The sequence below is a fragment of the Streptomyces gilvus genome (assembly GCF_022513565.1).
Classification (GTDB): Bacteria; Actinomycetota; Actinomycetes; order Streptomycetales; family Streptomycetaceae; genus Streptomyces; species Streptomyces gilvus.
The window spans coordinates 21,325-39,640 of record NZ_JAKWBE010000029.1 but is presented as its reverse complement, the minus strand read 5'-3'; the positions used below and the strand labels follow the sequence as shown (position 1 = coordinate 39,640).

Below are 18,316 nucleotides of genomic sequence, written 5' to 3'. Positions count from 1 at the left end.
TTCCTCACCCACCCCGTCCCGCCCCTGGGAGACCTTGCCATGCCCGAAAAGTCCAGGAAAGTCGCCCCCGAAGTGACCCGGAAGACGGTCGTCGCGCTCGCCGCCTCCGCCTCCCTCGCCCTGCTCGCCACCGCCTGTACCGGACAGTCGAGCTCGGGCGCGAGCGACGACGCCTCCAAGGACACGACCATCAACTTCTGGCACGCCTGGAGCGCGCCGAACGAGGTGGCCGCCGTGAAGTCGCTGATCGCCGGCTTCGAGAAGGCCCACCCCAACATCCACGTCAACGTCGTCGGCAACATGACCGACGACAAGATCAACCAGGCGCTGCGCACGGGCGGCGACAAGGCGCCCGACGTCATCTCCTCCTTCACCACCAACAACGTCGGCAAGTTCTGCTCCTCGGGCGCGCTGGTCGACCTCAACCCCTTCTTCAAGAAGGACGGCATCGACCCGCAGACGACGTTCCCGAAGGCGATGAACGAGTACACCCAGTTCAACGGCGACCGCTGCACGGTGCCGCTGCTGGGCGACGCGTACGGCCTCTACTACAACAAGACCGAGTTCAAGAAGGCCGGCATCACCAGCCCGCCGAAGACCTGGTCGGAGTTCGAGGCCGACGCCAAGAAGCTGACGATCCCCCAGGGCGACACCTACAAGCAGCTCGGGTTCATGCCGGACTACCACGGCTGGGAGACGACGACCGAGCACTACTTCGCGCAGTTCTCGCCGACGTACTTCGACAAGGCCGGCAAGTCCAACCTCGCCAAGGACCCGGCGTTCGCGGCGGGGTTCCAGCTGCAGAAGAAGCTCGTCGACGAGCTCGGCGGTTTCAAGAAGCTGGAGACCTACCGCTCCACGCTCGGCGACGAGTGGGGCAAGAAGCACCCCTTCCACACCGGCCAGGTCGCCATGCAGCTCGACGGCGAGTGGCGGTTGGGGATGGCCACGGAGGCCAACCCGAAGCTGGACATCGGCGTCGCCCCGCTGCCCGTCCCCGACGACCAGGCCAGTCAGTACGGCAAGGGCTACATCACCGGCACCATCGCCGGCATCGCGGCCACCAGCAAGAAGCAGAACGCGGCCTGGGAGTTCGTCAAGTACATCACCACGGACACCGACGCGGTGGTGAACTTCTCCAACGGCATCCACAACGTGCCCTCCACGCTGGCCGCCCTGAAGTCCCCGAAGCTGAAGTACGACCCGCGCTTCAAGACCTTCCTCGACATCGCGGCGAACCCGAACTCCACCACGAGCCCCGCCTCGATCAACGGCGGCTCCTACCTCGTGACCATCCAGAACCTCGGCTACGACTACGAGAGCGGAAAGGTCACGAACCTCAAGGCCGGCCTGGAGAGCGCGGCCAAGCAGATCGACACGGACATCGCGCAGGCGAAGTAGTCCGACGATGAGCACCCTCACACTGGCGTCGAAGCGCCGCCCGTCCGCCCTCGCTGCGAAGCAGCGGAAACAGGCACTGCGCACCCTCGCCTTCATGTCGCCCTGGTTGATCGGCTTCGCGGTCTTCTTCGCGTACCCGCTGATCTCGACGGTCTACTTCTCGTTCATGCACTACGACGGCTTCAAGGCGCCGACGTGGAGCGGTACGAAGAACTGGACGTACGTCTTCGAGCACTACCCCTACTTCTGGCCCGCCCTGCGCAACACCCTGTGGCTGGTCGTCGTCATGGTGACCCTGCGGGTCGTCTTCGGACTCGGCGTGGGCCTGCTGATCACCAAGATCAAGACGGGCACGGGGGTCTTCCGCACCCTGTTCTACCTGCCCTACCTCGCCCCGCCGGTGGCCGCGACCATGGCGTTCGCGTTCCTGCTCAACCCCGGTACGGGCCCGGTCAACTCGATCCTGGAGAAGGTCGGCATCCCGGCCCCCGGCTGGTTCAACGACCCCACCTGGTCCAAGCCGGCCCTCACCCTGCTCGCCCTGTGGGGCATCGGCGACCTGATGGTCATCTTCATGGCCGCGCTGCTCGACGTCCCGCAGGAGCAGTACGAGGCCGCCGAGCTGGACGGCGCCTCGGCCTGGCAGCGGTTCCGGTACGTGACCCTGCCCAACATCTCGCCGATCGTGATGTTCGCGGTCGTCACCGGCGTGATCCAGACCATGCAGTACTACACCCAGCCACTGATCGCCGGGAAGGTCGCCTCCGGTGTGATCCAGGGCGCCGGCACCCAGTTCGAGCCCGGCTACCCGGAGAAGTCCACGCTGACCCTCCCCCAGCTCGTCTACAACCTCGGTTTCCAGCGCTTCGACTACGGCTCCGCGTGTGTCGTCGCCCTCGTCCTGTTCGTCCTGTCCATGGTGTTCACCGCGTTCCTGATGCGGCGCCGGGGCGGTCTCAACCTGGCAGGTGACTGACCATGGCCCAAGTACTGGACAAGCCGGTGCGGGTGCACGCCCCGGTCTCCCCCGCCGAGCGCACGGCCCGCCGCAGGTCGCTCTTCGAGTGGATCGCCGTCCACTCCCTCGGGGTGGCGGCCGCGCTCTTCTTCACCCTGCCGTTCGTGTTCGTGTTCCTGACCTCGCTGATGAGCGACAGCCAGGCCCTCAGCCGGGACCTGATCCCGCACACCTGGGAGTGGGCCAACTACAGGAAGGTCTTCGACACCCCGGGCTTCCTCACCTGGTGGAAGAACACCCTGATCTACGCGGGACTCGGGACGGTCCTCACCGTCGTGTCGTCGATCCCGGTGGCCTACGCGCTCGCCAAGTTCCGCTTCCGGGGCCGCAATCTCTCCCTGATGCTGGTCATCTCGATGATGATGCTGCCGCCCCAGGTGATCATCATCCCGATGTACCTGTTCTGGGCGAAGCAGCTGGACCTGTCGGGCACGCTGTGGCCGCTGATCATCCCGATGGCCTTCGGCGACGCGTTCTCCATCTTCCTGCTGCGCCAGTTCCTGCTGACCATCCCGAACGAGTACGTCGACGCGGCCAAGGTCGACGGCTGCGGCGACCTGCGCACCCTGCTCAGGGTCGTCATCCCGATGGCCAGACCGGGCATCGCCGCCGTCGCCCTGTTCCAGTTCTTCTACGCCTGGAACGACTACTTCGGCCCGCAGATCTACGCCTCGGAGAACCCCGGCGCGTGGACGCTGAGTTACGGCCTGGAGTCCTTCAAGGGCGCGCACCACACCGACTGGAACCTCACCATGGCCGCGACCGTGCTGGTCATGGCGCCCGTGATCCTCGTGTTCTTCTTCGCCCAGAAGGCGTTCGTCGAGGGCGTCACGCTCACCGGAGTGAAGGGTTAGACACGTCATGCGGCATCTCCCCGGGGGACAACCCCCGGACCCCCGGCCGAACAGTCTCATCCCCGGCACCCGGAAGCGAGGGACCCCCCAGTGAAACTCACCGTGGTCGGCGGAGGGTCGACCTACACGCCCGAACTCATCGACGGCTTCGCCCGGTTGCGCGACACCCTGCCCATCGAGGAGCTGGTGCTGGTCGACCCGGCCGCCGAGCGCCTGGAGCTGGTCGGCGGGCTCGCCCGGCGCATCTTCGCCAGGCAGGGCCACAGCGGCCGCATCGTCACCACCTGCGACCTGGACGCCGGCGTCGAGGGCGCCGACGCGGTGCTGCTGCAGCTGCGCGTCGGCGGGCAGGCGGCGCGCGAGCAGGACGAGACCTGGCCGCTGGAGTGCGGCTGCGTCGGCCAGGAGACCACCGGCGCGGGCGGTCTGGCGAAGGCGCTGCGCACGGTCCCGGTGGTCCTCGACATCGCGGAACGCGTCCGCCGTACCAGCCCGGACGCCTGGATCATCGACTTCACCAACCCGGTCGGCATCGTCACGCGCGCGTTGCTGCAGGCGGGCCACAAGGCGGTCGGCCTGTGCAACGTGGCGATCGGCTTCCAGCGCAAGTTCGCCCGACTGCTCGGCGTCTCGCCCACCGACATCCACCTCGACCACGTCGGCCTCAACCACCTCACCTGGGAGACCGGCGTCCGCCTCGGCGGGCCCGAGGGGGAGAACGCGCTGCCCAAGCTGCTGGCCGAGCACGGCGACGCCGTCGCCGCCGACCTGCGTCTGCCCCGCGAGCTCCTCGACCGCCTCGGCGTGGTCCCCTCCTACTACCTGCGGTACTACTACGCGCACGACGAGGTCGTCCGCGAACTGCGCACCAAGCCCTCCCGGGCCGCCGAAGTGGCCGAGATGGAACGGCAGTTGCTGACGATGTACGGCGACCCGTCCCTGGACGAGAAGCCGGAGCTGCTCGCCAAGCGGGGCGGCGCCTACTACTCGGAGGCGGCCGTCGACCTCGCGGCGTCGCTGCTGGGCGCGGGCGGATCGCCGTACCAGGTGGTGAACACCTGCAACCGGGGCACGCTGCCCTTCCTGCCCGACGACGCGGTGATCGAGGTGCAGGCGGCCGTCGGCGTGAAGGGAGCGACGCCGCTGCCGGTGGCCCCCGTGGACCCGCTGTACGCGGGCCTGACGGCGAACGTCACCGCCTACGAGGAGCTGGCCCTGGAGGCGGCCCTGCGGGGCGGCCGGGACCGGGTGTTCCGGGCGCTGCTCGCCCACCCCCTCATCGGCCAGTACGCGTACGCCGAGACCCTCACCGACCTACTGATCGCACACAACCGGGAGCACCTCGCGTGGGCATGACCGCACGTGTCCTCGCCGTCGACGCGGGCAACAGCAAGACCGACGTGGCGGTCGTGGCGGCCGACGGGACCGTCCTCGCCACGGCCCGCGGCGGCGGGTTCCGGCCGCCCGTGGTGGGCGTGGAGACGGCCGTGGACGCCCTGGGCGACGCGGTCGGCCGGGCCTTCGCCGCCGCCGGTGTGGAGTCCGCCGACCATGTCTCCGCCTGTCTCGCCAACGCCGACTTCCCCGTCGAGGAGGAGCAGTTGGCGGCCGCGCTGCACGCGCGCGCGTGGGGCACGTCGGTGGAGGTCCGCAACGACACCTTCGCCATCCTGCGCGCGGGCATCACCGAGCCGCGCGGGGTCGCCGTGGTCTGCGGCGCCGGCATCAACTGCGTCGGCATGCGCCCCGACGGCCGTACCGCCCGTTTCCCCGCGCTCGGCCGGATCTCCGGTGACTGGGGCGGCGGCTGGGGCCTGGCGGAGGAGGCCCTGTGGCACGCCGCGCGCGCGGAGGACGGCCGCGGCGAGGAGACGGAGCTGGTGCGCACGCTCCCGGCCCACTTCGGCTACGCCACCATGCTCGCGCTGATCGAGGCGCTGCACCTGGAGGAGGTCGAGCCGGTGCGCCGGCACGAGCTGACGCCGGTGCTGTTCGCGACGGCCGAGGGCGGCGACCCGGTCGCCCGCGCGCTGGTGGACCGGCTGGCGGACGAGGTGGTGACCATGGCGACGGTCGCGCTGACCCGTCTGGACCTGCTGGAGGAGGAGACCCCGGTCCTGCTCGGCGGCGGCGTCCTGGCCGCCCAGCACCCCCGACTCAACGACGGCATCAGGGACTTGCTGGCGGCCCGCGCACCGAAGGCGGTACCCCGGGTGGTCACGGCGAGCCCGGTACTGGGCGCGGCGCTGCTGGGCCTGGACCGGGTGGGAGCGGAGCGGGAGGTGCACGACCGGGTACGGGCCCGTTTCGAGGGCTAGTCGTACTGCCCTGAGAAGGTTGGGGACGCGGCGGGCGTCACTCGGGCAACACGCCCCGTGCCCTGCTGGAATCCCGGTCCTCCCCCTGGGAACCGATCTGATTCCGGCGGCGTATTCATGGGCAGGGGGTGGTGCGGGACGCCGTGTCGTGCGCCGGTGGGACGGCGAAGTCACTGCGATCCGATCAAGATCCCGTGAAGGCCGGTGCGGATGTCGGCCCCGGCGGCGATACTTGCGGCGACGGATGACCATGGGGGAGGTCAACAGTGACACACCCGCCGAAGAGCAGCGCGGCACCACCGGGATCCGGTGTGCCCACGATGCCGGCCGTACCACCGCAGCCGGGCCCGCCCGAACCCCCCACCCCGCCGGGCCCCGCCGCCGTACCCGAGCCCGGCGCCGCGCGCCGTACCGCCTTCGCCGAGGGCGTCGACCGGTTGCGCGCGGCCGCCACCACCGAACCGGGGCGGCTGCGCATCATCGGCGCGCTGCTCGCCCTGGCCGTCGTCGCCTTCGGCGCGGTCACCGCCTGGCAGATGACGGACCGGGCCGGCGCCGCGAACGACGTCCTCACCAGCAGTCAGCCGCTCAGCTCCGACGCGGCCGACATCTACCGCTCCCTCGCCGACGCCAACACGGCCGCCGCCAGCGGCTATCTCGCCGGCCCGCAGGAGAAGCCCCAGGTGCGGCAGGGGTACGAGAACGACATCCGCACGGCCGCCGACAAGCTCGTCACCGCGGCCTCCAACTCCGACCCGGGCTCCGACTCGGCCACGGCCATCGCCCAGCTCAACGAGCTGCTGCCGCGGTACAAGGGCCTGGTCGAGACGGCCCGCGCCAACAACCGGCAGGGCTACCCGGTGGGCAGCGCCTACCTGCGCGCGGCGAACGAGATGATGCAGCAGCAGATGCTGCCGAAGGCCCAGTCCCTGTACGAGCGGGAGAACCAGCGGCTGAACTCCGACTACGCGGCCGCCAAGGCCTTCCCGTGGGCGGCGATCGGCCTCGGCGTCGTCGTCCTCGCCGCACTGGCCTGGGCCCAGCGGCGCAACTTCCTGCACACCAACCGGGTGCTCAACCACGGCCTGGTCACCGCGTCGGCGGCCTCCGTGGTGGTCCTGCTCTGGCTGGTCGTCGGCCACACCGTCGCCCGTATGGGCCTGAACGACTCCTACGACCACGGCGTCCGCTCCATGAACGTCCTGCACGACGCCCGGATCGCGTCCCTGACCGCCCGCAGCGACGAGAACCTCAGCCTGATCCGGCGCGGCGCCGACACCAAGACCGTGGGCGACACCACGGTGGACGCCTACTCCTGGGGCTACGACGACCAGATCGGCAAGCTGGCCAAGGCCCTGACCAAGGCGGACTCCCTCGCCGACGACTCGGCGGGCCGGAAGCCCGTCCGGGACGCCGACAGTTACATGAAGGCGTGGAAGGACCGGCACGGCGTCGCCCAGAGCCTGAACGACAAGGGCGACTACCAGCAGGCCCGCGACAAGGTCATCGGCGTCGGCAAGGACCCGACGAGCGTGTGCTTCGACAACGTCGACGCGGCGATCAAAACGGCCCTCGACCATGAGCAGCGCGAGTTCCAGCACGCCGCGAGCGGCGGCCGGGACGCGCTGACCGGACTGCCGTACGGCGCCGCGGTCCTCGCCGTGCTCGGCGCGGCGGGCGCGGTCGTCGGCATCGGCCGCAGGCTGTCGGAATACCGGTGAGGGGGGCGCGACCATGAACGCACAGCGTGTGACACGGCTTCTGCGGTCCGGCCTGCGGGGCTGGGGCGGGGTCGGCGCGATGGCGGCCGTCTGCGCCCTCGCCGTCGCCTTCGCGCTGCTGCTGCCGCTGACCCAGTCCGACGGCGCCGCGAGCGGCGGCGGGCAGCGCCTCGCGCACGGCACCCAGGCGAAGGCCGAGGACTGCCCGGACCCGCAGAACCAGAGCCTGTCGCCCTCCGGCGGCGACGGCAGCACCCCGACCATCGACCGGATCAAGGCCCGCAAGGACCGCCGGCTGATCGTCGGCGTCGACACCAACAGCTACCGCTGGGGCTATCTCAACCCCAACAACGTCAAGGGCGAGCTGGAGGGCTTCGACATCGACCTGGTCCACCAGATCGCCAAGGACCTCCTCGGCAACCCGGACCTCGTCTCCTTCAAGGCCATACCGACCGACCAGCGCATCCCGGCGATCCAGCACGGCGAGGTCGACATGGTCGTGCGCACCATGACGATCACCTGCGCGCGCCTCAAGCAAGTCGCGTTCTCCGCGCCCTACTTCAGCACCGGCCAGCAGGTCCTCGCCCCCAAGACCTCGACGATCACCGGGTACGACAAGTCACTCGCGGGCAAGAAGGTCTGCTCGGCGGAGGGCTCCACCGCCTACGACAACCTCAAGGCGGACCGGGGCGTCAAGATCCCCGCCTCCACCGACATCTCCACCCAGGTGCCCAACCAGCTCGACTGCCTGGTGAAGCTCCAGCTCGGCGAGGTCGACGCGGTGGTGACCGACGGCGCGCTCGCCGCCAGCCAGGCCGCCCAGGACCCCACGGTGGAGCTCAAGGGCCGCCCGTTCACCCACGAGTTCTACGGCGTGGCGATGAAGCTGGACGCCCAGGATCTGGTACGCCAGGTCAACCGCACCCTGGAGAACTACATCAGGAGCGGCGGCTGGCAGGCGTCGTACACGAAGTGGCTGCACCCGACCCTGGACCAGCCCGGCCGGAAGTCGGACTCGGCGACCCCTCCCGAAGCGCACTACAAGTGACCGACCATCGAGACTGACAGGCAGCACCAGGACCACGACAGCAGCGAGAGGTGATCGATGGGCGTCACGGACCCCGCCGGGCCGGTGATGGACCGGGACGAGGTGGACCGTGCGCTGGCGCGGCTCGGCGCGGAGCACGAGGCGATCGAGACCTCGCTGCTCGCCCTGCAGGACCACGCGGGCCGCAGGCTTTTGGAGGGCGCCGAGCTCACCGGCGTCACCAAGGAGCGCTGGACGACCGCGGAGGCGTCCATCACCCTGCTGTGGACGTACTTCGACGCCTACACCGACACCCTGCGCTCGGCCCGGGACATCCGTTCCCGGCGCCGCTGGTCCAGCCGCGAGGACCTGGTGAAGCTGACCGAGCTGCTGCGCGGCGCCTCGGTCACGGTCGCGGGCTCGGCGACCGCCACCGCCAACGCGCCGACGCTGCACGGCGCTCCGGGCAGGCTCAGCGAGCAGTTCTCGCTCTCCGACCTGGTCGACCGGATGAACGAGCTGTACGCGACGAGCCTGGACATGGTCGTCGCCGCCGACGCGGTCTGGTCGGCGCTGCCCGCCCGGATCGATTTACTGGCCGCCGAACTCCGGCGCACCCGCAAGCTCGCCCACTCCGTCGGCGTACGCCCCGGCGAGCACCCGGCGGGCGACGACCTGGAACGCATCACCCGCACCCTGACGTCCCTGCGCGAGCAGGTGATCTCCGACCCGCTCGCCTACTGGATCCCCGCGCAGGGCAGTTCGGCACCGGGCGGCGGGCGTCCGGACATCACGGTGTACGACCGTGAGGCGCGCGCCCTGGAGGAGGTGCGCCGGGAGATCGACGCCGTGCTCACCGTCCGCCAGGACGCCGAGCAGCGGCTGGTGAGGCTGCGGGACGTGCTCTCCCGCGCCGACCGCACCCTCGCGGAGGCGCGCACCGCGCGCGGGGAGGTCCTGGCGAAGATCGCCGCGACGGAGGTGCCCGTGGTCAGCGGCCCGCCGACCGCGCTGCAGGAGCAGCTGGCGACGGCCGCCGAGTACCGCAGACACGCCCAGTGGCACCGGCTGTCCCCGCTCCTGGAGTCCCTGGAGCAGAAGGCGGAGGACGAACTGCTGCGCGCCCGCGAGTCGTTGACCGCGGTCACCGCTCCGCTGGCGGTCCGCGCGGAGCTGCGCGGCCGGCTCGACGCGTACAAGGCGAAGGTGGCCCGGCACGGGCTCGCGGAGGACCCGTTCCTGATCGAGCGGTACGACGCGGCCCGGCGCATGCTGTGGAGCGCGCCCTGCGACCTGCGGGTCGCCGAACAGGCCGTGCTGCGCTACCAGCGGGCGGCCGCCGAGGCGCTGGGCGGCCCGCGCGTGCCGGAGCAGGGCACACCGTGGGATCGTCAAGATCACAAGGGTGAGTCGTCATGAGCCGGGGGGAGTCATGAGCCAGGCACAGCAGACCTGTCAGCGGCCCGACTGCGAGGGCACCTACGAGGACGTCGGCGGCGGCGCCCTGTACTGCGACACGTGCGGACACGCGCCGGTGGTCTCGTCTGGGGGCGCCCCCTCTGGGGGAGGGATGGTCTCCTCGCCCGCCACCGGCATCACCGGCGGCGGCAAGGGCTCGCAGAGCAGCGGCAGTTCACGCTCCAGCAGCCGCAGCTCCCGTACGTCCTCGCAGTCGTCCAAGTCCCGGCGCTCGGTGTCGGGACGTCTGTCGCGCTCCCTTTCCGGCAAGACCACGGGCCGCTCGGTGTCCGTGCGCAGCTCCGGCTCCGCCACCAACACCTCCGGGCGGGGCCGGCTCGGCGCGGGCCTGGTGCAGGTGCCGGACGTGCCGCGGCCCGACCCGCGCGCGATGGTGCAGGACAACCCGGAGGTGCCCGAGCGCAAGCGGTTCTGCTCGCGCTCCGACTGCGGGGCGCCGGTGGGCCGTTCGCGCGGCGACCGGCCGGGCCGCACCGAGGGCTTCTGCACCAAGTGCGGGCACCCGTACTCCTTCGTGCCGAAGCTCAAGGCCGGCGACGTGGTGCACGGCCAGTACGAGGTCGTGGGCTGTCTGGCGCACGGCGGGCTCGGCTGGGTCTACCTCGCCGTGGACAAGGCGGTCTCCGACCGCTGGGTGGTCCTCAAGGGCCTGCTGGACACCGGCGACCAGGACGCGATGGCCGCGGCGATCTCCGAGCGGCGCTTCCTCGCCGAGATCGAGCACGCCAACATCGTGCGGATCTACAACTTCGTGGAGCACCTCGACCAGCGCACCGGCTCCCTCGACGGCTACATCGTCATGGAGTACGTCGGCGGCAAGTCCCTGAAGGAGATCGCCAACGGCCGCCGCACACCCGACGGCAGGCGCGATCCGCTGCCGGTGGAGCAGGCGTGCGCGTACGGCATCGAGGCGCTGGAGGCGCTCGGCCATCTGCACAGCCGCAACCTGCTGTACTGCGACTTCAAGGTCGACAACGCCATCCAGACCGAGGACCAGCTCAAGCTGATCGACATGGGCGCCGTGCGCCGCATGGACGACGACGAGTCGGCGATCTACGGCACGGTGGGCTACCAGGCGCCGGAGGTCGCCGTCGACGGCCCCTCGGTCGCCTCCGACCTGTACACGGTGGCCCGCACGCTGGCCGTGCTGACCTTCGACTTCCAGGGCTACACGAACGTCTTCGTGGACTCCCTGCCCGACCCGGACAACATCGAGGTCTTCCGCCAGTACGAGTCCTTCTACCGGCTGCTGGTGCGCGCCACCGACCCCGACCCGGCCCGCCGGTTCGCCTCCGCGCAGGAGATGGCCGAGCAGCTGACCGGCGTGCTCAGAGAGGTCGTGTCGCTCCAGACGGGCCGCGCCCGGCCCGCCCTGTCGACCCTGTTCGGGCCCGAACTGCGGGTCACCGACACGGAGTTGTTCCCCAAGCTGGAGGGCGACGTCTCCCGGCTCGGGGCCCGCTCGGTGCAGCCGAGGAAGCAGCAGCCCTCCCAGCTGTCGGCCGCCCCGGACGGCGGCCCGGGCATCGTCAAGCCGGTCGGCTCCCCCGCCGCCGCCCTCGCCCTGCCGGTCCCCCGGGTGGATCCCTCCGACCCCAACGCCGGTTTCCTCGCGGGACTGCTCGCGACCGCGCCGGCCGAACTGCTCGGCGCGCTCGCGGCGGCGCCCTCGTCCACGGTGGAGACCCGGCTGCGGCAGATCAGGGCCTGGCTGGAGAACGGCGACACCGAGGCGGCGCTGACCTCGCTGACCACGCTGGAGGAGGAGCGGCCCGACGACTGGCGGGTGGTCTGGTACCGGGGCGTGGCCGCGCTGGTCACCCACGACCACGAGGGCGCCGCGCTCGCCTTCGACGCGATCTACGACGCCTTCCCCGGGGAGACCGCGCCCAAGCTGGCCCTCGGCCTGTGCGCGGAGGTGCTCGGCCAGCTGGACAACGCGGCCGAGTACTACCGCCTGGTGTGGTCGACCGACCCGAGCTGTGTCAGCGCCGCCTTCGGGCTGGCCCGGGTCCAGCTGGCGGGCGGTGACCGGCGCGGTGCGGTGAAGACGCTGGAGTCGGTGCCGGAGTCGTCCATCCACTACACCGCCGCGCGCGTGGCGGCCGTACGGGCGCGGCTGCGTCAACGCACGGCCGTCGCCTCCGACGCGCCGTTCCTGGAGGATCTGACGGCCGCCGCCGGGCAGGTCGAGGCGCTGGACGCGTACGGTCTGGACCCCTCCCGCAGGGAGCAGTTGTCCGCCGAGGTCCTCGGCTCGGCGCTGGACTGGATACTCTCCGGGGGCCAGGGTTCCGCGCCCGCCGGCCGGCGCGTGCTCGGCAACGACCTGGACGAGCGGGGACTCCGCTTCGGCCTGGAGCGCTCGTACCGCACGCTGGCCCGGCTGGCGCGGGGCGGCGAGGAGAGGATCGACCTGGTGGAACGTGCCAACCGTTACCGCCCCCGGACGTGGGTGTAGTTGATGTCGCAGATGCCCCAGCTGTCCGCCTGCCCGAGCTGCGAGTGGCCGCTCGAGTCGGGTGACCGTTTCTGCGGTGCGTGCGGATTCGATCTGTCCGCGGTGCCGCCGCGGCCGGACGACCATCCCACGATCGCGCTCAACGGCTCGCCGCCCCCGGACGAGGACGTCAACTGGCCGGCCGTGCCCGCGCCGCCCGCCGACACCCGCGCGGCCCCGCATCTGCCGACCGATCTGCGCGGCACGGACTCCGGCGGCGGCCCGCTGCCCCAGGAGCGGCCGACCGGGTCACCGGTCTCCCCCGCCTCCGGTGTGCGCTTCGACCGGCCGCCGGAGCCCGAGGAGTACCCGCTGCAGGCCCCCGACCCGCGCCTCGCCGACCTCGCCGCGGGCGGGGAGACCAAGCTGTGCGTGGCCTGCCGCGCGGGCCGCGTGGACAGCGACGGCTACTGCGAGAACTGCGGGCACGCCCAGCCGCGGGAGCGCGACCACATGGAGCAGGAATGCGGCCCGGCCGCCGCCGTCAGCGACCGCGGACTGCGCCACCACCGCAACGAGGACGCCTTCGGCATCGGCCACACCGCCCTGCCCGACGGCACCCCGGCGACGCTCGCGATCGTCTGCGACGGCGTCTCCTCGGCGACCCGGCCCGACGACGCCTCGCTCGCCGCCGCGGACGCCGCGAGCGAGTCCCTGCTGGCCGCGCTGCCCCGCGGCACCCACCCGCAGCAGGCGATGCACGACGCGATCGTCGCCGCCTCGCACGCGGTCAACGCCCTGGCGGCCGAGCCGGCCACGGCCCGTGAGCACTCCCCGCACCAGAACGCGCCCGCGTGCACCATCGTCGGCGCGGTCGTCACCGCCGGTCTGCTGGTCGTCGGCTGGGTCGGCGACAGCCGCGTCTACTGGGTGCCGGTGGACCGCACCTCGCCGCCGGCCCGGCTCACCGAGGACGACTCCTGGGCGGCGCAGATGGTCGCCGCGGGCCTGATGAACGAGGCCGAGGCGTACGCCGACGAACGCGCCCACGCGATCACCGGCTGGCTCGGCGCGGACGCCTACGAACTGGAGCCGCACACCGCTTCCTTCAAGCCGGACCGGCCGGGTGTGGTGGTGGTGTGCACGGACGGGCTGTGGAACTACGCGGAGGCGGCGGAGGAGATGGCCGAGGCCCTGCCCGCGGACGCCGCCGTACGACCGCTGCACAGCGCGCAGGTCCTGGTCGGTCACGCCCTGGACGGCGGGGGCCACGACAACGTAACAGTGGCCCTCGTGCCGTTCCCGGCCGTGTCCCAGGGGGCAGGATCGGCCTGAGGCCGTTCACGGGGAGGTCTCGGCGGACCGGAGGGGACCGGTCCGCATACAGTCGTCGCCTCGCGGACGCGGGGTTCTCGAGGGGGATTTGAGTACGCATGGCCAATTTCTCGAAGTCCAACGTGCCGACGTTCTCGATGGACGTGTACCAGAACGAGTACCTGCCCGAGGGCGGCCGGGAGGTCAACGCGATCGTGACGGTGACCGCGACCGGCGGCGGCACGACCGGCGGCGCGGTCACGGCACCCCATCTCTACTCGCGCGGCCGGGGTCCGTCCGCGGCGGTGGCGGTCATGGTCGACTGCTCCGGCTCGATGGACTACCCGCCGACCAAGATGCGCAACGCCCGCGACGCGACGGCCGCGGCCATCGACACCCTGCGCGACGGGGTGCACTTCGCGGTCATCGGCGGCACGCACGTGGCCAAGGAGGTCTATCCGGGGGGCGGCCGGCTCGCGGTCGCCGACGCCACCACCCGCGGCCAGGCAAAGGAGGCGCTGCGCAAGCTGACCGCGGGCGGCGGCACGGCCATCGGCACCTGGCTGCGGCTGGCCGACCGGCTGCTGTCCACCGCCGACGTCGCCATCCGGCACGGCATCCTGCTCACCGACGGCCGCAACGAGCACGAGTCGCCGACCGATCTCAAGGCGGCCCTGGACTCCTGCGCCGGACGGTTCACCTGTGACGCCCGGGGCGTGGGCACCGACTGGGAAGTGAAAGAAGTCACAGGGATCGCCTCCGCCCTGCTCGGCACCGCCGACATCGTCGCCGACCCGGCCGCTCTCGCCGCCGACTTCACGCAGATGATGGAGAAGGCGATGGGCAAGGAGGTCTCCGACGTCGCCCTCAGGGTGTGGACGCCGGTGGGCACCACCATCAAGTTCGTCAAGCAAGTGGCGCCCACGGTCGAGGAGTTGACCGACCGCCGCACCGAGGCCGGCCCGCGCGCGGGCGACTACCCCACCGGCTCCTGGGGCGACGAGTCCCGCGACTACCACGTCTGCGTGGAGGTCCCGGCCGCCGGCATCGGCCAGGAGATGCTCGCCGCCCGGGTCTCCCTCGTCATCCCGCAGCCCGACGGGAGCGCCGAGAACCTGGGCGCCCAGGGGCTGGTACGGGCCGTGTGGACCGACGACATGGCGGCCTCGACGTCGATCAACCCGCAGGTCGCCCACTACACCGGGCAGGCCGAACTGGCCCAGGCCATCCAACAGGGGCTGGACCTCCGCAAAGCGGGCGATTTCGATGGAGCCACGGCCAAACTGGGCCGGGCCGTGCAGCTCGCGAGTGCCTCCGGAAACGCGGATACTGCGAAACTGCTTGCGAAGGTGGTGGACGTCGTCGACGCCGCGACGGGTACTGTGCGACTGAAGGCGAAGGTCGAGGAGGCCGACGAGATGACTCTCGAAACCCGGTCCACAAAGACTGTTCGTGTAAAGAAGTGACGTATCACCCGCCGAGTACGACCCTCCTACGACCGTAGGACCCTGAAGGAGAGGGGGAAGCGCCGACATGCCGACCTGCCCGAACGGACACCAGTCGGGTTCCGACGACTGGTGCGAGGTCTGCGGTCACCGCATGGCCGGTGCCGTGCCTCCGCCCCCGCCTCCGCCGCCCCCGGGCGGTGGCTACGGCTTCCCGCCCCCGCAGGGCACCCAGCCCGGCGGGCGTCCGCACCTGTCCGCGGTCCCCGACCCGGAGCCGGAGCTGTGCCCGCAGTGCCGTACGCCCCGCGAGGGCGGCGCGCCCTTCTGCGAGGAGTGCCGGTGGAACTTCCTCACGAACACGGCCACCTCGTACACCCCGGCCGCCCCGCGCCCGCCTGCCCCCGGCCCGAACGTGCGCTACCAGCAGCAGCCGCCCGGCCCGTCGTACGGCGGCGGTGACTCCTACGAGTACCAGAGCTCCCGCCCGTCGCAGATGAACCGCCCCGCCGAACCGATCCCGCCCTTCGGCAGCGAGCCCTCGGGCCCGACCCCGTTCGGCAACGACCCACGCCCGGGTGGCCCCGGCGCCCCGTCGGCCTTCGGCAACGACCCCCGGCCCGGCGGCCCGGGTGGCGGTCAGCCGCCCTTCGGCAACGACCCGCGTCCCGGAGGCCCGTCCGGTTTCGGCAACGACCCGCGGCCCGGCGGCCCCGGCGGCCCCGGCGGCCCCGGCGGCGGACCGTTCCCCTTCGGGAACGACCCGCGTCCCGGCGGCCCGTCCGGTTTCGGCAACGACCCGCGTCCCGGTGGACCGGGCGGCCCTGCCGGCCCCGGTGGCCCCGGTGGCCCCTCCAACTTCGGTCCCGATCCGTCCCGTCCGGTCCCGCCGCCGCCCGGCCCGACGCCGACCTCCGCTCCCGGTGGCCCCGGTGGCGGTCCGCAGGCGTTCCAGGCCGGCCCGGCGGCGCCGCCCGCGTTCCCGCAGGAGACGCGGCGGCCGCAGCAGGGCGGGCCGTCCTTCGGCGGCGGTGAGGACGACTGGGTGATCTCCCCGCCGTCCTCCGGACCCGGCGGACCGGGCGCCCCCGGCCGTCCCGGCGGCGCGGGCGGCGGCTACGGCTACCCGCAGCCCGGCGCCACCCAGGCCCCGCCCGGCCCCGGCTACGGGCGTCCGCAGGCGGGCCCGGCGACCTGGACGGCGACCATCGGTCCCGACCGCGAGTACTTCATGGCGATGATGCAGCGCTCGGGGCCGGAGGCCGCGGGCCTGAACCTGCCCGCGTACTCGCCCGAGCAGCAGCGCGCGCTGTCCGGCAACCAGATCACCATCGGCCGCCGCCGGCACTCCACCGGCGACACCCCGGACATCGACCTGTCGGTGCCGCCGGAGGACCCGGGCGTCTCGCACCAGCACGCGGTGCTGGTCCAGCAGCCGGACGGCAGCTGGGCGGTCGTCGACCAGAACTCCACGAACGGCACGACGGTCAACGGCTCCGAGGAGCCGATCCAGCCCTTCGTACCGGTCCCCCTGGTGGACGGCGACCGCGTCCACGTCGGCGCCTGGACGACGATCACGATCCGCAGGAGCTAGTGCCCCGGCACTGGTCACCGGCCGGGTAGGGGCCAGACGTACGGCCCCTCCGGGTCGTCCAGCCAGGCCCACTCCGCGTCGTCGTGAACCGTCACGCCGTAGCGGTCCCGGGTGGGCCGGCCCTCCCGTTCCCAGAGGGCGTACGCCTCCTGCGGGTCGAGGCCGCCGTCGGTCAGGGCGAGCAGGAAGCGGAAGAGGTCGTGGTTCCTGGCCCGGCGCGGGATCCCGTCCAGCGGGGCCGGCTCCGGCTCGGGGCGGCCGTCGCCGCGCAACGGCACGAAGTAGGCGGCCGTGTCCAGGAAACGGCCCTCGGCGCGTCCGGCGTCCCGGACGGTCAGCGCGAGCAGTCCCGTGGCGAGCGGGGTCAGGATCCGGGCGCCGGGGGCGCACTGGGCGACCCAGACGGAGGGGACCGAGGTCAGCGTGCAGGTGGCGATGATCCGGTCGAAGGGGGCCCGCTCGGGCACCCCGCGCGCCCCGTCACCGGTCACGACGAGCGGGTGGTACCCGGCGGCGTCCAGGTGCCGCCGGGCCGCGTCCGTGATGTCCGGGTACAGGTCGACGGTCGTGACCAGGTCGTCGTCGCCGAGCCGGTGGGCGAGCAGGGCCGCGTTGTAGCCGGTGCCGGTGCCGACCTCCAGGACCCGGTCGCCGTCCTCGACCCGGAGCTCGGCGAGCATCCGTGCCATGAGCGAGGGCTGGCTGCTGGAGGAGATCAGCTCGCCGTCGCGCAGCCGGGTGGCCAGCGGGGTGTCCGCGTACGCCCCGCGCACCCACTTCTCCCGGGCCGGCGCATCGGGGCTCTCTCCCCAGCGCCGCTCGTATCCGCCGCGGACGCCGACGTAGTAGTACGGCACGAACAGGTGCCGGGGCACCGCCTCGAACGCCTCCCGCCACACCGGATCACCGGCCCAGGCCCCGCTCGCCTCGATCTCCCGCACCAGCGCGGTCCGCGCGGAGAGGGCGAGGTCGTCCAGGTCCTTGTCGAGAGCGTGCGCGCCCATACGTCCACTGTGCTGCGGGACGCGGCGCGAGGCGAGCACCGGGGCCGGCCGGTCCGCCGGTCCTCCCGTCTGCCGGTCCTCCCGTCTGCCGGTCCGCCGGTCCTAAGGCTCAGGTCCTGGTCCCCGGCGTCTGAGAGCATGGAGGGCGTGAAAGAGATCCGGCGCGGCACGCTTCAGACGCAGACCTTCTACGAGCAGGTCGGCGGGGAGGAGACCTTCCGCCGCCTCGTGCACCGTTTCTACGAGGGGGTGGCCGAGGATCCCGCCCTGCGGCCCATGTACCCCGAGGAGGACCTGGGCCCGGCCGAGGAGCGGCTCACGCTGTTCCTGATCCAGTACTGGGGCGGCCCGACGACGTACAGCGACAACCGCGGCCACCCCCGGCTGCGGATGCGCCACGCCCCCTTCGTCGTGAACCGCGAGGCCCACGACGCGTGGCTGCGGCACATGCGCGACGCGGTGGACGAACTCGGTCTGTCCGAGGAGCACGAGCAGGAGCTGTGGCGGTATCTGACCTACGCGGCCGCCTCGATGATCAACGCCCCTGACTGAGGATGATCAACCCTCGGACCGAGGGTGATCAGCGTCCCTGACTGAACCGGTCACGATCCGGTGAAGTTCGATCTACAAGCGCTTACCCCGCCCCCCGCCCTTCTGACAGCATCGGCCGGAGGTCTGGACATCTTCTGGACGGCCACGGG

At 71.9% G+C, this 18,316-nt stretch carries 14 protein-coding genes; 13 read left to right on the top strand and 1 reads right to left on the bottom strand.

Annotation, left to right across the window (positions count from 1 at the left end):
* The first annotated feature begins 39 nt into the window (after positions 1–39).
* The 12 genes from MKW14_RS32610 to MKW14_RS32555 all read left to right on the top strand — a co-directional run bounded on the left by MKW14_RS32610 (position 40) and on the right by MKW14_RS32555 (position 16,611).
* Positions 40–1,401: an ABC transporter substrate-binding protein gene (locus MKW14_RS32610; RefSeq protein ID WP_240868868.1), complete on the top strand. Its 1,362-nt coding sequence runs from the start codon at positions 40–42 to the stop codon at positions 1,399–1,401.
* 7 nt (positions 1,402–1,408) lie between these two features.
* Positions 1,409–2,377, top strand: coding sequence for a carbohydrate ABC transporter permease (locus MKW14_RS32605; RefSeq protein ID WP_240868866.1), 969 nt, complete (start codon positions 1,409–1,411; stop codon positions 2,375–2,377).
* Positions 2,378–2,379: 2 nt separating this feature from the next.
* On the top strand, positions 2,380–3,273 hold the full coding sequence (locus MKW14_RS32600) for a carbohydrate ABC transporter permease (protein ID WP_240868863.1): 894 nt from the start codon (positions 2,380–2,382) through the stop codon (positions 3,271–3,273).
* A gap of 90 nt (positions 3,274–3,363) precedes the next feature.
* Complete coding sequence (locus MKW14_RS32595; RefSeq protein WP_240868859.1) at positions 3,364–4,629, top strand: 6-phospho-beta-glucosidase; 1,266 nt, start codon at positions 3,364–3,366, stop codon at positions 4,627–4,629.
* The gene (locus tag MKW14_RS32590) at positions 4,626–5,591 is read left to right on the top strand and encodes an N-acetylglucosamine kinase (protein WP_276622474.1); all 966 of its coding nucleotides are present in this window, start codon (positions 4,626–4,628) and stop codon (positions 5,589–5,591) included. The genes MKW14_RS32595 and MKW14_RS32590 overlap by 4 nt, the downstream gene beginning before the upstream one ends.
* A 266-nt stretch (positions 5,592–5,857) precedes the next feature.
* Positions 5,858–7,312 carry a GlnX family signal transduction membrane protein gene (locus MKW14_RS32585; protein ID WP_374116622.1) on the top strand — a complete coding sequence of 485 codons (1,455 nt, stop codon included), beginning with the start codon at positions 5,858–5,860 and terminating at the stop codon, positions 7,310–7,312.
* 13 nt (positions 7,313–7,325) lie between these two features.
* The gene (locus MKW14_RS32580; protein ID WP_240868853.1) at positions 7,326–8,360 is read left to right on the top strand and encodes a glutamate ABC transporter substrate-binding protein; all 1,035 of its coding nucleotides are present in this window, start codon (positions 7,326–7,328) and stop codon (positions 8,358–8,360) included.
* Positions 8,361–8,417: 57 nt separating this feature from the next.
* Positions 8,418–9,758: a hypothetical protein gene (locus tag MKW14_RS32575; RefSeq protein ID WP_240868850.1), complete on the top strand. Its 1,341-nt coding sequence runs from the start codon at positions 8,418–8,420 to the stop codon at positions 9,756–9,758.
* Between the two features lie 13 nt (positions 9,759–9,771).
* The gene (locus tag MKW14_RS32570) at positions 9,772–12,279 is read left to right on the top strand and encodes a serine/threonine-protein kinase (protein ID WP_240868848.1); all 2,508 of its coding nucleotides are present in this window, start codon (positions 9,772–9,774) and stop codon (positions 12,277–12,279) included.
* A 3-nt stretch (positions 12,280–12,282) separates the two neighbouring features.
* Positions 12,283–13,593: a protein phosphatase 2C domain-containing protein gene (locus tag MKW14_RS32565; protein WP_374116621.1), complete on the top strand. Its 1,311-nt coding sequence runs from the start codon at positions 12,283–12,285 to the stop codon at positions 13,591–13,593.
* Between the two features lie 98 nt (positions 13,594–13,691).
* Entirely contained in the window at positions 13,692–15,038 is a 1,347-nt protein-coding gene (locus MKW14_RS32560) for a vWA domain-containing protein (RefSeq protein ID WP_240868842.1), read from the top strand.
* A 67-nt stretch (positions 15,039–15,105) separates the two neighbouring features.
* Positions 15,106–16,611 carry an FHA domain-containing protein gene (locus MKW14_RS32555; RefSeq protein WP_240868838.1) on the top strand — a complete coding sequence of 502 codons (1,506 nt, stop codon included), beginning with the start codon at positions 15,106–15,108 and terminating at the stop codon, positions 16,609–16,611.
* Positions 16,612–16,625: 14 nt separating this feature from the next.
* Here the strand turns inward: MKW14_RS32555 and MKW14_RS32550 are convergent, their stop codons facing one another.
* A complete protein-coding gene (locus tag MKW14_RS32550; RefSeq protein WP_240868836.1) occupies positions 16,626–17,615 on the bottom strand; it encodes a methyltransferase domain-containing protein in 990 nt (329 codons plus the stop codon).
* Between the two features lie 138 nt (positions 17,616–17,753).
* On the opposite strand from MKW14_RS32550, the gene MKW14_RS32545 reads away from it, so the two are divergent.
* Positions 17,754–18,167, top strand: a complete 414-nt coding sequence (locus tag MKW14_RS32545) for a globin (RefSeq protein WP_240868833.1) — start codon at positions 17,754–17,756, stop codon at positions 18,165–18,167.
* The last annotated feature ends 149 nt before the right edge of the window (positions 18,168–18,316 follow it).

What these genes read in the sequence shown, in the direction of transcription:
- MKW14_RS32610 (WP_240868868.1), top strand. Translation starts at nt 40, where the DNA reads ATGCCCGAAAAGTCCAGGAAAGTCGCCCCCGAAGTGACCCGGAAGACG.
- MKW14_RS32605 (WP_240868866.1), top strand. Translation starts at nt 1,409, where the DNA reads ATGAGCACCCTCACACTGGCGTCGAAGCGCCGCCCGTCCGCCCTCGCT.
- MKW14_RS32600 (WP_240868863.1), top strand. Translation starts at nt 2,380, where the DNA reads ATGGCCCAAGTACTGGACAAGCCGGTGCGGGTGCACGCCCCGGTCTCC.
- MKW14_RS32590 (WP_276622474.1), top strand. Translation starts at nt 4,626, where the DNA reads ATGACCGCACGTGTCCTCGCCGTCGACGCGGGCAACAGCAAGACCGAC.
- MKW14_RS32580 (WP_240868853.1), top strand. Translation starts at nt 7,326, where the DNA reads ATGAACGCACAGCGTGTGACACGGCTTCTGCGGTCCGGCCTGCGGGGC.
- MKW14_RS32575 (WP_240868850.1), top strand. Translation starts at nt 8,418, where the DNA reads ATGGGCGTCACGGACCCCGCCGGGCCGGTGATGGACCGGGACGAGGTG.
- MKW14_RS32570 (WP_240868848.1), top strand. Translation starts at nt 9,772, where the DNA reads ATGAGCCAGGCACAGCAGACCTGTCAGCGGCCCGACTGCGAGGGCACC.
- MKW14_RS32565 (WP_374116621.1), top strand. Translation starts at nt 12,283, where the DNA reads ATGTCGCAGATGCCCCAGCTGTCCGCCTGCCCGAGCTGCGAGTGGCCG.
- MKW14_RS32560 (WP_240868842.1), top strand. Translation starts at nt 13,692, where the DNA reads ATGGCCAATTTCTCGAAGTCCAACGTGCCGACGTTCTCGATGGACGTG.
- MKW14_RS32555 (WP_240868838.1), top strand. Translation starts at nt 15,106, where the DNA reads ATGCCGACCTGCCCGAACGGACACCAGTCGGGTTCCGACGACTGGTGC.
- MKW14_RS32550 (WP_240868836.1), bottom strand. Translation starts at nt 17,615, where the DNA reads ATGGGCGCGCACGCTCTCGACAAGGACCTGGACGACCTCGCCCTCTCC.
- MKW14_RS32545 (WP_240868833.1), top strand. Translation starts at nt 17,754, where the DNA reads ATGGAGGGCGTGAAAGAGATCCGGCGCGGCACGCTTCAGACGCAGACC.